Below are 13,199 nucleotides of genomic sequence, written 5' to 3' on the forward strand. Positions count from 1 at the left end.
ACCGGACATGTCCAGAAGCGAACCGCAGCAGCCAGCCACCGGCACGATCATCACTGATCCCGTCCGGTATCCGACCAGCGCCTCAGCCCCTGTCCGGACCAAACGGGGCTTTGCCCTGGTCCTGATGACCCTTCTGGTGCCCGGCAGCGCCCAGATTGTGGCCGGCGACCGCAAGCTCGGCCGGATTGCCCTGCGCGTCACCCTGACCGCCTGGGCTTTGCTGGCGGTCACCCTGCTGCTGCTGGCCGTGAACCGGTCGCTCCTGATCAACATCCTCACCAATCAGTTTGCCTCGCTGGTGATCATCCTGGTCCTGGTGGCCCTGGCGCTCGGATGGGCGTGCCTGTTCATCAACACACTCCGGCTGATCCGCCCCGTCCTGCTGGCACCGGCGGCGCGTCCCGCCGTCGGCATCGCCATGTTCCTCGCCCTGGTCCTGAGCAGCGGCACCCTCGGGTATGCCGCGTACCTGCTGAATGTGAGCCGCAACGCCATCGGCAGCATCTTCGCGGGGGGACCAGCGATCGATCCCGTGGACGGCCGCTACAACTTCCTGATGATGGGCGGTGACGCCGGCGACGACCGTACAGGCAGGCGCCCGGACAGCCTGTCCGTACTCAGCGTGGACGCAAAGACCGGCCAGACAGCCATCATCTCCGTGCCGCGCAACCTGCAGAACGCCCAGTTCAGCGAAGGCTCGCCCATGCGCGAGATCTACCCGGACGGCTACGACTGCGGCGACGCGTGCCTCATCAATGCCATCAACACCGAAGTGACCAACGAGCACGCGGACCTGTACCCGGGCGTCGCAGACCCCGGCGCCCAGGCCACCCTTGAGGCGGTATCGGGGACCCTCGGGATCACGGTCCAGGCCTACGTGCTGGTGGACATGGATGGCTTCGCCAAGCTGATCGACGCCATGGGCGGAATCCGGATCAAGGCCGGCGGCTGGGTGCCTATGAGCGGCTACTTCGACGAAGTTACCCGCACTCATGGCATGCCCTTGGGCTGGATTCCCGCCGGTGAACAAACACTCGATGGCGACCGCGCACTTTGGTACGGACGCTCGCGCGAATTCGTCGACGACTACGCCCGGATCCAGCGTCAGCAGTGTGTCCAACAGGCCATGCTCAAACAGCTGGATCCGGCCACGCTGGTGTCCAAATTCGAGGACATCGCCAGCGCAGGCACCAAAGTGGTGGATTCCAACATCTCCTCCTCCCAGCTGGGCAGTTTCGTGGATCTCGCCATGAAGGCCAAAGGCCAGGAAGTCAAACGGCTGACCATCGGGCCACCTGATTTTGACGCATCCTTCTCCACCGTGCCCGACTTTGACATCATCCACGAGAAGGTGGACCAGCTCCTGGCCTCCGCGTCGGGGCAGCCCCAGGCTGCCACGCCGGTCGACGGCATCTTGCAGCCCGCCGCGGCCGGCGGACGGCTGCAGGCGTCCTCGCAGCTGCCCACGGCTGCGTTCCTGGCAGCCGGTGGAGTCCGCGCGCAGACTGCCCCGCCGTCGTCGGACTTCACGCCGGTGACCACAACGCCCGACGGCGAGCCGATCACCGAGGCGATGCTGAACCAGCTCAAACGCGAAGGCAACGAACAGGCGCTGCGTGAACTCGTGGCCACCAACGGCCAATGCGCGCCGCTCTAGGCCCGCTGCGCCGTCGCCTGGAAAACCCGGCCGCAGCACGTGACTGCAAGACTACGTAGACCTGAAGACCAAGAATGGATACCGGCTGTGTACGAAATTGAAAACGTCCTCCGCGACTACGCCTGGGGATCCACAACCGCTATCGCCGGGCTGCTGGGACGCCCCGAGTCCGGTCGTCCCGAAGCCGAACTCTGGATCGGCGCCCACCCCGGCGCCCCTTCAATGGCCCGCCGGGTGGACGGCTCCGTGGCACCGCTGGACGCCTTGATCGCCGAAGATCCGGACCATTTCCTGGGCAGCGAATCTGTGGCCGAGTTTGGCCCGCGGCTCCCGTTCCTGACCAAGATCCTTGCTGCCGCGCTGCCGTTGTCCCTCCAGGTTCATCCCAGCATCGACCAGGCCAAAGCCGGATTCGCCCGGGAAAATGCTGAAGGCATTGCGCCCGATGCCACGCACCGCAACTACCGCGATGACAACCACAAGCCCGAAATGATCTTCGCGCTGACACCGTTCGAAGCGCTCTGCGGGTTCCGTTCTCCGGCAGCAACCCGGAAGATTCTGCTCCACCTTGCCGCCTGCTTCGACCTGGTGGAAACCGGGATCCCGCCCCTGCTGGTGGAGCTGCTCGAGGTCCTGGACAACCCGGACGAGGGTGCCGGCCTCAGGACTGCCTTCGAGCGGCTGATCAAGGGCGGCGAAGAGGTCTCCCACACGACAGCGATGGTGGCGGCCGCCCTGATCTCCGGCGCTCCGCTGGCACCGTACCAGGCAGAACTGTCCACGGTCATCAGCCTCAACGAGAAGTACCCGGGTGATCCCGGTGTGCTGATTTCGCTGCTGCTGAACAGGATTTCGCTGGCCCCCGGCGAGGCCGTCTACCTCCCCGCGGGCAACGTGCATGCCTACCTGCATGGGTTGGGTGTTGAAGTCATGGCGTCCTCGGACAACGTGCTCCGCGGCGGGCTGACGCCGAAATACATCGATGTGCCCGAGCTGCTGCGGACCATCGAATTCCAGCCGGTGGCAGTCCCCCTGCTCACGCCGGAAGTGTCCGGCCTTGGCCAGGAGCTCTACCAGCCGCCCTTCCGGGAGTTCCAGCTTCAGCGGATCGAACTGGCACCCGGCGCGGAGCCGGTGCCGCTGGCCCAGGCGGGTGCCGTCGTCGTTATTGTCGTTGCCGGATCGGTGTATCTCGATTCGCCCAAGGGCGACCTGCAGCTGGCCCGCGGGGGCAGCGCTTTCCTGCCCGCCGCGGAAGCACCGGTCAATGTCCACCCGGTGGCCGGTGCCGAGTCCCCTGCCGTTGCCTTCGCCGTGACCACATCCCTGAAGGCCTGAGCCGTGGAATTCTTCCTGCAGACGCCTGCCTGGGCGGATGTCCAGTCGTCGCTTGGCCGCACAGTCCATCAGCAGTCCGGCCCGGGCTGGAGCTTCCTGGCCGTCGAGGAGAAAAACCCGGCCGGAAAGGTCCTGTACGCCCCCTACGGGCCGGTGGCATCCTCCGCGGAGGCGTTCGACGCCGCCCTGGCCGCCCTGGCGGCAACGGCACGGTCGTGCGGGGCTGTGTTTGTCCGGATTGAGCCGGTGTCCGCCGGACTCGAGATGCCGGCCGCCGCGGACCTCAGCCGGCGCGGCTTGCAGCCGGCGCCCGTGAACCAGCAGCCTGAACTCAGCTGGATCGTTGACCTCGAAGGTGACTTCAAGGACGTCCTGGCCGCGATGAAGCCCGTGAACCGGAACCTCTACCGGAACATCCACAAGAAGGGCGTCACCTTCCGGACGTCGCAGGACCCGGACGACATCAGGATCCTGCTGAACTTCCTGCACATGACATCCCGGCGGAACGGCTTCAAGCCGCAGAGCGACGCGTACCTGACGCAGGTGGCGGCCTCCCTCATGCCGGCAGGCGCCGCGACGCTGTTTATCGCCGAACTGCACGGCGGTCCCATCGCCGCGGCGTTGGCCTACGATTCCGCGGATACCCGGACGTATGCCCACGCAGCCCTGGATGACACGCACCGCAAGCTCAGTGCGGGGATACCGCTCCTGGTGACCCTGATGGCGGACGCCAAGGAACGCGGCCTGAAACACGTCGACCTGTGGGGTGTTGCGCCCGCGGACCAGCCCAGCCACAAATGGGCAGGATTCACCGCGTTCAAGAAGTCCTTCGGCGGCCGCGAGGTGGCGTACCCCGGCACCTGGGATCTCCCGGTGCAGAGGCTCCGGTACAACGCCTACCAACTGGCCCGCAAGCTGCGCGACAAGCTCCGCGCCCTCCGCTCCCCCTCCGCGCGCCCGGCGCGAACGGTCACTTAAAGCCCCTCACCCCCGCGCGAACGGTCATTTAAGCCCCTCCCGGAGCCTCTGGCCAAGGGACACAGGTGTCCTCTCGCGCATTCGAGCGGAGAATGCCTGTGGATAACCTCTTTGCCACCGCCGGACGTGTGCACACTGAAGTATGGGCCTCGCACCGCTCCCTGAGGAGCTACTTACCGGATCATTTACGTCGGCCACCGCGGCGGCTTTCGGGGTGTTGCGCAACTCGGGCGGCAGAATATGGGAGTTGGGGCTGCCACTCGTGGCTCGAGGAAGACTGGCGGATCCACGTGGCGCGGGAACGGGAAGGCAGCAGACCCCGGCGCCAGAACGTCGTAGGCCACCGGATGACGTTCAAGCCGGGCGAGGTTCTGATGCACGACGGCGTCCGCGTCACCTCGCCAGCCCGGACTTGGCTGGATTTGGCAAATCTGGTCACCGTTGATGAATTGATTGCCGTCGGCGATTCCGTGGTTGCCAGCCACGGAACGGACTTTCCCCGGCCCAAAGTGCCACTGGCCACAATTAGTGATTTGAACCCCATGATCGCCGCACATCCGGGACTGAGGGGCATGAAGACGGCACGGCTGGCCATCGACGAAATCAGGGTTGGTGCCGATTCCCCACAGGAAACAAAGATGCGGCTGGCACTGGCGCGCACGGGCCTCGGTGAACCGGCTTTGAACCACATGATCCGCAATGGCTGGGGGCAGCCCGCGGTGTGGCCGGATGCTGCGTACACTCAGCACCGGTTGGCGCTACAGTACGACGGCTCCCATCACTCGGATGCCCGGCAAGTGCGGCTCGACGACAAGCGCCGGACCGTCACTGAGCGGCCCGGCTGGACGGAAGTCAGGGTCTTCAAAGAGGACCTTGAGGGAGACAAACCCTTCGTCCTCGAACTGGTGAAGGCCGCCTTGCAGTCCCGCCACCGGTCCGGGGACGTCCAAAATGGCTCGCGAGGCAGGGGACACGCGCGAACGGACACTTGAGTCCCCACAGTTCCGGGGCCTCAAGTGTCCGTTCGCGCAGAATGCCTGTTAGTTCTTGCGGGCGTAGCCTTCCCACTTGCTGGCCTGGTGCTCGCCGTCAACAAAGCGGATGGTGCCGGACTTGGACCGCATCACGATGGACTGGGTCAGGACCTTGTCCTTGGAGTAGCGGACGCCCCGAAGGAGATCGCCGTCGGTGATGCCGGTGGCCGCGAAGTAGCAGTTGTCGCTGGACACGAGGTCGTTGGTGGACAGCACGCGGTCCAGGTCGTGGCCGGCGTCGATGGCCTTCTGCTTCTCGTCGTCGCTGGTGGGCCAGAGCCGGCCCTGGATGACGCCGCCGAGGGACTTGATGGCGCAGGCTGCAACGATGCCTTCCGGTGTGCCGCCGATGCCCATGAGGGCGTCGACACCCGTGCCGGAGCGGGCTGCGGCAATCGCGCCGGCAACGTCGCCATCCATGATGAACTTGGTGCGTGCGCCGGCTTCGCGGATCTCTTCGACCAGGGGGCGGTGGCGGTCGCGGTCAAGGATCATGACGTTGAGCTGGTTGACCTTCACGCCCTTCGCCTTGGCGATCAGGTGCAGGTTCTGCTTGACCGGCAGGCGGAGGTCCACCATGTCGGCGGCTTCCGGGCCCGTGACGAGCTTTTCCATGTAGAACACGGCGGACGGATCGAACATCGAGCCGCGCTCAGCCACGGCGAGGACTGCCAAAGCGTTGTTGATGCCGAGGGCGGCCAGGCGGGTGCCGTCGATCGGGTCCACGGCAACGTCGCACTCGGGGCCGGTGCCATCGCCAACGTGTTCGCCGTTGAACAGCATGGGGGCTTCGTCTTTTTCGCCTTCGCCGATGACCACAACGCCGTTGAAGTGGACCGTGTGAAGGAAGGAGCGCATGGCGTCAACGGCCGCGCCGTCCGCCTTGTTCTTGTCGCCGAAACCAACCCAGTGGCCGCCGGCGATGGCCGCGGCCTCGGTGACGCGGACAAGTTCAAGGGCGAGGTTGCGGTCTGGCTCGTCGATGCCCACGGCCAGGGAGGGGGAAATCGTGGAGTACTGCTGGGTCATAGGCGCTGGTGACACGTGAACCTCTTCTTCGAGTGGCGATCATTGGACCCGCGCGGCCGGATTCAGCCGGTGCGGTGATTCCTCTGATACTGATCATAGTCGTGGCGGCGCCTCCGGGGCGTGGCATGACGTCCCCCTGCAACATGGGCCCGGAGTCCCCCGCACTCCCCCGACTGTGAGTTGCGCGTAAACATGAGCGACTATAGAGGGGTGAGTGAAATGCAGGAAAAAACCAGCCCCGGGCCCGGCCCCTCCGACTCCGGAGCTAAAGGCGACGGCGCCGGCACGGCCAACGCAGCCCCCGTCCGCCCAGTAATCCCGGCCGCCGCGGCGAAGCGCGCCAACGCCTCCGTGATCGGCATGATCGTTGCCCTGGTGGTCAGCATCGCCGCCTTCCTGCCCATCATCCTGATGAACCCGCTCCCCAAGAGCGACGGATTCCGCCCGGACATCGACGTCAGCGCAGTAGCCCGGAACGCCACGGATGTGGCGGGATTCACACCCGTAACACCGGACACCGGCAAGTCATTCACGTCCAACTACGCACGATGGGAGTCGGGCAGCGGCAGCGGCGTTCCCACCTGGGAAGTTGGCTACCTGACACCGAACGAGTCCTTCATCGGCCTGGTCCAGACCCGCCAGTCCAACCCCACCTGGCTCGTCCAGCAGACCAAGAGCGCTCCCGTGACGGGAACGCGTGCGGCGGGCGGACAGGACTGGGAGCTGCGTGACACCGGCAAAGGCGAGAAAAGCATGGTGCTGAATTACCGCGGAACCACCGTTGTCCTGACGGGAAGCGCTCAGGTGGACGAATTCGCCGAACTCGCCGCCGCCGTCGTGCAGTCCATGGAAGCCAACCCGGCCGTCACAGTTTCGCCGCCGGCCAGCACCGCCCCGTAAAGTAAGCCCGTGGCTACCTACCTGACCCCCGCCCTTGCCTGGCGTCGCATGCGCGAAGGCAACGAACGCTTTGTTGCCGGCGAATCGTCGCACCCGAACCAGGACGCGTCCCGCCGGTCGTCGCTGGTGGAAAACCAGCACCCGTTTGCCGTGATCTTCGGCTGCTCGGACTCCCGGCTCGCCGCGGAGATTATCTTCGACCTGGGCCTGGGGGACGCCTTCGTGGTGCGCACCGCCGGCCAGGTGATTGACGACGCCGTACTGGGCTCCCTGGAGTACAGCATCAGTGTGCTGGGGGTGCCGCTGATCGTGGTGCTGGGGCATGACAGCTGCGGCGCCGTCAGTGCCACCAAGTCCGCAGTGGACACCGGCAACATGCCCGTGGGCTTTATGCGGGACCTGGTGGAGCGCATCACGCCCTCGGTGCTGACGTCCATGCGGAACGGCGAGCACGAGATCAACGACATGGTGGTGGAGCACGTCAAGCAGACGTCCCAGCGCCTTGTGGACAGCTCCCGTGTGATTTCCGCCGCAATCGAGGACGGCCGTGCCGCGGTGATCGGCCTCTCCTACAGCCTCGCCGAGGGCCGCGCGAACGTGGTTTCCGGGATCGGCAACGTCTAGGCCCAGCCCGAATCAATGCCCGTAGCATGCGGTTCACGGTTTTAGTCCGGGCCCCCGATCGCCCTAAGCTAGCCCCATGACTTCCACTGAAGAATTCCGCATTGAACACGACACGATGGGCGAAGTCCGCGTCCCCGTGAACGCCCTGTACCGTGCACAGACGCAGCGTGCAGTTGAAAACTTCCCCATCTCCGGCAAGACCCTGGAACGCGCGCACATCGAGGCGCTGGCCCGGGTCAAGAAGGCTGCCGCGCAGGCCAACGCAGAACTTGGGGTGCTCGACGGCGAGCTGGCCAAGGCGATCGCTGCGGCTGCCGATGAGGTAGCTGCCGGCAAGTACGACGGCGACTTCCCCATCGACGTCTTCCAGACCGGTTCCGGCACGTCCTCGAACATGAACATGAACGAGGTCATCGCCGAGCTGGCCACGCGTGCCCTCAAAGCCGCCGGGAGTGACAAAGTTGTCCACCCGAACGACCACGTCAACGCCTCGCAGTCCTCCAACGACGTCTTCCCCACCTCGGTCCACGTTGCCGCCACCTCGGCCCTGATCAACGACCTCATCCCGGCGCTTGGCTACCTGGCCGAGTCGCTGGAGCGCAAGGCCGTGGAGTTCAAGGACGTTGTCAAGTCCGGCCGCACCCACCTCATGGACGCCACCCCGGTGACGCTCGGCCAGGAGTTCGGCGGCTATGCAGCCCAGGTCCGCTACGGCATCGAGCGCATCAACGCCGCCCTCCCCCGTGTTGCCGAAGTTCCGCTCGGCGGCACCGCGGTGGGCACCGGCATCAACACCCCGGCCGGCTTCCCGGAACGCGTCATCGAACTGCTCGCCACGGACACCGGCCTGCCGCTGACCGAGGCCCGCGACCACTTCGAGGCCCAGGCCAACCGCGACGGCCTCATCGAAGGCTCCAGCCAGCTGCGCAACATCGCGATCTCCTTCATGAAAATCAACAATGACCTCCGCTGGATGGGCTCCGGCCCCAACACCGGCCTCGGCGAAATCGCCATTCCGGACCTGCAGCCGGGCTCCTCGATCATGCCGGGCAAGGTCAACCCTGTCATCTGCGAAGCGTCCATCATGGTCTGCGCCCAGGTCATCGGCAACGACACCGCCATCGCCTGGTCCGGCACCAACGGCGCGTTCGAGCTCAACGTCGGCATCCCCGTGATGGCCGCCAACCTGCTCGAGTCCATCCGCCTGCTGGCCAACACCAGCCGCGTCATGGCGGACAAGATGATCGACGGTATTACCGCCAACGTGGAACGCGCCCGCTTCCTCGCCGAGGCCTCCCCCTCGATTGTCACCCCGCTGAACAAGTACATCGGCTACGAGAACGCGGCGAAGATCGCCAAGAAGGCCGTGGCCGAGGGCCTCACCATCCGTGAGACCGTCGTCGCCATGGGTTTCCTGGAGCGCGGCGAGGTCACCGAAGAGCAGCTGGATACCGCCCTGGACGTTATGTCCATGACGCGCCCGCCGCACAAGGCATAGCCCCGAGCCCCAAGGCACCCAGCACGAACGTTCGACGGCGGCCGGCACCTTCCCCACGGAAGGCGCCGGCCGCCGTCGTACGTGGTGCCTGCATTCTTTTTGCACTCTTTATTATCTAGTGCAAAACTTTACTCTATGGAAAATAGTGCAAACATCGACGGCGGCCTCCGGGAACGCAAGCGCCAGCAGACGCGCCAGTCTGTCACCGCCGCCGCGCGCTCGTTGACCGCGGCCAAAGGGCTCAACGGCTTAACGGTCGAGGAGGTCTGCGAAGAAGTGGGCATCTCCCGCCGNCGGTCGAGGAGGTCTGCGAAGAAGTGGGCATCTCCCGCCGGACGTTCTTCAACTACTTCCCCACCAAGGAAGACGCCATCCTCGGCCATCACGACGACGAGCACCCCGGCGAACTGATGGCCGGCTTCCTGGCCGGCGGCGGCGAACCGGGGACCATCTCCGAATCCCTGCTGGCCGACCTCATCCAGCTCACCCTGGACATCTGGGCGTCGAAAGTGGACTCCGAGTCCGCCACGGATGTCCGCCAGCTCATCGCCGCGATCAAAAAAGAACCCCAACTTGTGGCAAAAATCGTCGGCATCAGCGCCGAACGCGAGGCCGCATCCCGCCAGCTCATCGCCCAACGTGAAGGCGTCCCCGCCGATCACCCGGTAGTGGTCATGGCCGTCACCGCGATCACCGCCGTAGCCCACCACGCGCACAGAACCTACTTCTCGGCGTCGAACACCCGCAGTTTTCCCGAGCTGCTCCTCGAAGACGCCCGGGCCCTCAAGACCCTGTTCGCGCAGAACCTCCCCACCACGTCCAAAGGATCATCATGACCACTACCGTCGGTCCCAAAGCGGCAGCCGGCCCGCTGCTGCTGACCCAGAAACGCATCTGGATCATCTTCTCGGCGCTCATTGCCGGCATGTTGCTCTCCAGCCTCGACCAGACCATCGTCTCCACCGCCATGCCCACTATCGTGGGCAAACTCGGCGGCGTAGAGCACCAGGCCTGGATTACCACCGCCTACCTGCTTGCCACCACCATCGTGATGCCCATCTACGGCAAGTTCGGTGACGTCCTGGGTCGCCGAAACCTGTTCCTTGTGGCCATCGCCCTGTTTACCCTCGCCTCAGTGGGCTGCGCCCTGGCCACCGATTTCTGGGGCTTTGTCATCTTCCGCGCCATCCAGGGCCTGGGCGGCGGCGGCCTGATGATCCTCTCGCAAGCCATCATCGCGGACATCGTCCCTGCGAAGGACCGCGGCAAGTACATGGGCCCCCTGGGCGCCATCTTCGGCCTCTCCGCCGTGGCGGGCCCGCTGCTCGGCGGATTCTTCGTGGACCACATGACCTGGGAATGGGCTTTCTACATCAACATCCCCATCGGCATCGCCGCGTTCGTCACCGCCTGGTTCACGCTGACGCTGCCGAACAAGAAGGCCGAAAAGCGGATCGATATCCTGGGCGTGATCCTGCTGTCCGCCGCGACCACCTGCCTGATCTTCTTCACCGACTTCGGCGGCAAGAAGGATGAAGGCTGGGATTCACCGCTGACGTGGGCCTTCGGTGCCGGAATGCTCATCTCCGCCGCAGCTTTCGTTATGGTGGAGCGCCGGGCGGAGGATCCCATCATCCCGCTCAGCCTGTTCAAGAACCGGATCTTCGTCAACGCCACGGCCATCGGCTTTACGCTGGGCCTGGGCATGTTTGCCGCCATCGCCTTCGTCCCCACGTTCCTGCAGATGTCTTCGGGGACCTCTGCGGCTGAATCCGGACTTCTGATGCTGCCCATGATGGTGGGCCTCATGGGCATGGCCATCTATTCGGGGATCCGGATCTCCAAGACCGGCAAGTACAAGATGTTCCCCATCCTCGGTGCCTCCCTGACGATCGCGGCGATGCTGTGGCTCACCACCCTGACTGCCGAAACCCCCATCTGGGTCATCTGCGTCCAGCTGTTCGTGTTCGGCGCAGGGCTGGGTTCGATCATGCAGGTCATCGTCCTGGTGGTGCAGAATTCTGTCCCCGCCGATCAGATCGGCACGGCAACCAGCACCAACAACTACTTCCGCGAAGTCGGCGCGTCCCTGGGCGTGGCAGTGTTCGGCGCGATTTTCACCAACCGGCTCTCGGAGTCGCTGACCAGCGCGTTCACCGGCGCCGGAGCGTCAGCGGAGCAGGCCTCGCAGTCCACGAGCACCCTGGACCCGCAGGCCCTGAGCCAGTTGCCGGACCAGCTGCGCGACGCAATCGTGAACGCCTACGCGGACTCCCTCGCTCCGGTCTTCTGGTATCTGGTGCCGTTCATCGCCCTCGCGCTGATCCTGGCCATCACCTTGAAGCAGATCCCGCTTTCGGACACCGCCGGCATGGTGGCCCGGGGCGAGGCCATCGGCGGCGAGGAGGCAGAGCTGCTGGAAGCAGAGCACCTGGCCCTAATGAAGGGCGGAACGGAGAAGGAGCCTACCGCCGTCCCTGACCCCGCGGACAGCCTGAAGGACGACGACGGCGAGCTGGTCTCCCAGCGCCGCTGACCGGCGTCGTACGGCTGTAAGCCGTTAGCGGCAGAAGCCGCAGCAAAAAGCCCGCAGAGGCGCCGCGATCTTGGGGGTTGCGGCGCCCCTGTTGTTTTCGTGGCGCCTGCGGACCGGGGCCGCAAGTGTCCTCTCGCGCTAAGCGGGCAGGAGCATGGCGGCAGTGGCGCCGGCGAGCATAAACGGGCCGAACGGGATGGAAGACTTCAAGGTGCCGCGGCGGGCCGCCAGCAGGGCCATGGACCAGAGGCCCCCCAGCAGGAAAGCCGCGAAGGTCCCGGCAAAAACGTGCCCCCAGCCGAGATAGCCAAGGTACATCCCCAGGACGCCGGCCAGCTTCACGTCGCCAAAGCCCATGCCGGGCGGGTAAACCATCCGCAGGACAAAATAGAAGGCCCACAGCACCGCGCCCCCGGCCAGGATGCGAAGCGCCGGGATCCCCAGTAGCTCGGCGGCACCGTCGGGTGACCCCACGAGCGCGGCAGGACCGGCGATCACGTGCACCAAGGCCGCCGCGAGCAACAGAACCCCCGCCACACCGTAGGACGGGAAGACAATCCGGTTGGGCAGCAGATGGTGGCGAACGTCAATCACCGTCAGCCGGGCCGCCATAACCAAAAAGTAGGCACATGCGGCCAGCACCAGCCAGAACGCCAGCGGGGTGGCGTCCCACAGTCCATCGAGTCGTCGGATCACCCCTCGGATGCTACTGGATTCGCGCGCCGCACTGCTGAGCCCACGCGTAAACTGTGGATATGTCGACATGGGACACCAGGCGCCGGCCGGATCCGGAGGGCAGCGCCGCCGCTGCAGACCTGAGCACCATGTTCCGGAACCTTTGCCGGTCTTCCCCTTGGAAATGGCAGTCACTGCGCTTTGAATACTGGGATGAACCGTTTTCCGACGTCCCCGACCCGTCCGCACCGCTGGTCCGCGCCTGGCTGCGCCGGCCCGGGGCGCTGCGCCTGGAAACCGCTGACCGGCTTGTCCTCCACAGCACCACCGGCATCAACGATTCCAAGGACGGGTTGTACGTCAGCGCCACCCGGAAGTCCTGGCTGCTGCCGCCCCACCTCGTGGCGCCCGTTTACGACGACCGCGGCCTGGTCAGGCGCCGGCCGGAGGCAGCATACGGCGAGCCGGGCTTCGGGAACGGCCGTTTCTCGGCTGCCCTTGATCCCGTGGAACTCGCCGGGAACGCACCGGTCCCCATTGAGTTCCCGGGCACTAACGCCGTGGACGTCGACGCCGCTCGCCGCGTCGAACACGATGGCCGGCCGGCACTGGAGGCAACCGTGACGCCTACCGCGTCCTACCATCCAACGGATCCTGCCGCTCCGCTCTGCCTGCCCGGCAGCAACCGGGTGCGGATTGACCTGGAAACCGGCGTCTGCGTGGCCAGCCAGTCACTGGAAGCGGCAACCCCGGATTACGGGCACTGGATCCGGATCCTCGCCGTGGACGAATACATGCTGGACGACCTGTTCGTGGCCGAGTCCATGAACCTTACGGACGTCCGCCGCCACATCAGCTGGGACATCCGCGCCTGAGCGCGGGTCCTGCTCGCCATCACCGGCGTTTGACAGACTACCGTGGCCCGCCCTG

The 13,199-nt window shown here is 65.6% G+C and carries 12 protein-coding genes; 10 read left to right on the forward strand and 2 right to left on the reverse strand.

Annotated elements, in window-relative coordinates; genetic code table 11:
- The first annotated feature begins 7 nt into the window (after window positions 1-7).
- The 4 genes from NG696_RS04035 (at window position 8) to NG696_RS04050 (ending at window position 4,965) form a co-directional block, all read left to right on the forward strand.
- Window positions 8-1,657 (forward strand): LCP family protein, encoded by a 1,650-nt coding sequence (locus NG696_RS04035; RefSeq protein WP_252566382.1) that lies wholly within the window; start codon window positions 8-10, stop codon window positions 1,655-1,657.
- 87 nt (window positions 1,658-1,744) lie between these two features.
- Window positions 1,745-2,995, forward strand: a complete 1,251-nt coding sequence (gene manA, locus NG696_RS04040; protein WP_252566385.1) for a mannose-6-phosphate isomerase, class I — start codon at window positions 1,745-1,747, stop codon at window positions 2,993-2,995.
- Window positions 2,996-2,998: 3 nt separating this feature from the next.
- A complete protein-coding gene (locus NG696_RS04045) occupies window positions 2,999-3,973 on the forward strand; it encodes a lipid II:glycine glycyltransferase FemX (RefSeq protein WP_252566388.1) in 975 nt (324 codons plus the stop codon).
- 347 nt (window positions 3,974-4,320) lie between these two features.
- Entirely contained in the window at window positions 4,321-4,965 is a 645-nt protein-coding gene (locus NG696_RS04050; RefSeq protein WP_252574156.1) for a putative endonuclease domain-containing protein, read from the forward strand.
- A gap of 48 nt (window positions 4,966-5,013) precedes the next feature.
- Here the strand turns inward: NG696_RS04050 and glpX are convergent, their stop codons facing one another.
- Window positions 5,014-6,036 (reverse strand): class II fructose-bisphosphatase, encoded by a 1,023-nt coding sequence (gene glpX / locus NG696_RS04055; protein ID WP_252566698.1) that lies wholly within the window; start codon window positions 6,034-6,036, stop codon window positions 5,014-5,016.
- 219 nt (window positions 6,037-6,255) lie between these two features.
- On the opposite strand from glpX, the gene NG696_RS04060 reads away from it, so the two are divergent.
- From NG696_RS04060 to NG696_RS04080, 5 genes are all read left to right on the forward strand, one after another.
- On the forward strand, window positions 6,256-6,936 hold the full coding sequence (locus tag NG696_RS04060) for a DUF4245 domain-containing protein (RefSeq protein WP_252566394.1): 681 nt from the start codon (window positions 6,256-6,258) through the stop codon (window positions 6,934-6,936).
- A 9-nt stretch (window positions 6,937-6,945) separates the two neighbouring features.
- Window positions 6,946-7,560, forward strand: coding sequence for a carbonic anhydrase (locus tag NG696_RS04065; RefSeq protein ID WP_252566397.1), 615 nt, complete (start codon window positions 6,946-6,948; stop codon window positions 7,558-7,560).
- A gap of 76 nt (window positions 7,561-7,636) precedes the next feature.
- A complete protein-coding gene (locus NG696_RS04070; RefSeq protein ID WP_056348011.1) occupies window positions 7,637-9,058 on the forward strand; it encodes a class II fumarate hydratase in 1,422 nt (473 codons plus the stop codon).
- Window positions 9,059-9,375: 317 nt separating this feature from the next.
- A complete protein-coding gene (locus NG696_RS04075; protein WP_308291941.1) occupies window positions 9,376-9,894 on the forward strand; it encodes an acyl-CoA-like ligand-binding transcription factor in 519 nt (172 codons plus the stop codon).
- On the forward strand, window positions 9,891-11,594 hold the full coding sequence (locus NG696_RS04080; RefSeq protein ID WP_252574159.1) for an MDR family MFS transporter: 1,704 nt from the start codon (window positions 9,891-9,893) through the stop codon (window positions 11,592-11,594). Before NG696_RS04075 ends, NG696_RS04080 begins: the two co-directional genes overlap by 4 nt.
- Window positions 11,595-11,732: 138 nt before the next feature.
- On the opposite strand, the gene NG696_RS04085 is transcribed toward NG696_RS04080, so the two are convergent.
- Window positions 11,733-12,290 carry a prepilin peptidase gene (locus NG696_RS04085; RefSeq protein WP_058929652.1) on the reverse strand — a complete coding sequence of 186 codons (558 nt, stop codon included), beginning with the start codon at window positions 12,288-12,290 and terminating at the stop codon, window positions 11,733-11,735.
- Between the two features lie 59 nt (window positions 12,291-12,349).
- On the opposite strand from NG696_RS04085, the gene NG696_RS04090 reads away from it, so the two are divergent.
- On the forward strand, window positions 12,350-13,144 hold the full coding sequence (locus tag NG696_RS04090; protein ID WP_252574162.1) for a hypothetical protein: 795 nt from the start codon (window positions 12,350-12,352) through the stop codon (window positions 13,142-13,144).
- The last annotated feature ends 55 nt before the right edge of the window (window positions 13,145-13,199 follow it).

Origin of the sequence: Pseudarthrobacter cellobiosi (assembly GCF_023913755.1) — a bacterium.
GTDB lineage: Bacteria > Actinomycetota > Actinomycetes > Actinomycetales > Micrococcaceae > Arthrobacter > Arthrobacter cellobiosi.

Bases quoted from the DNA above. Each gene is read 5' to 3' on its own strand.
- glpX (WP_252566698.1), bottom strand. From the start codon at position 6,036: ATGACCCAGCAGTACTCCACGATTTCCCCCTCCCTGGCCGTGGGCATC.
- NG696_RS04070 (WP_056348011.1), top strand. From the start codon at position 7,637: ATGACTTCCACTGAAGAATTCCGCATTGAACACGACACGATGGGCGAA.
- NG696_RS04090 (WP_252574162.1), top strand. From the start codon at position 12,350: ATGTCGACATGGGACACCAGGCGCCGGCCGGATCCGGAGGGCAGCGCC.
- NG696_RS04060 (WP_252566394.1), top strand. From the start codon at position 6,256: ATGCAGGAAAAAACCAGCCCCGGGCCCGGCCCCTCCGACTCCGGAGCT.
- NG696_RS04050 (WP_252574156.1), top strand. From the start codon at position 4,321: ATGACGTTCAAGCCGGGCGAGGTTCTGATGCACGACGGCGTCCGCGTC.
- NG696_RS04080 (WP_252574159.1), top strand. From the start codon at position 9,891: ATGACCACTACCGTCGGTCCCAAAGCGGCAGCCGGCCCGCTGCTGCTG.
- NG696_RS04035 (WP_252566382.1), top strand. From the start codon at position 8: ATGTCCAGAAGCGAACCGCAGCAGCCAGCCACCGGCACGATCATCACT.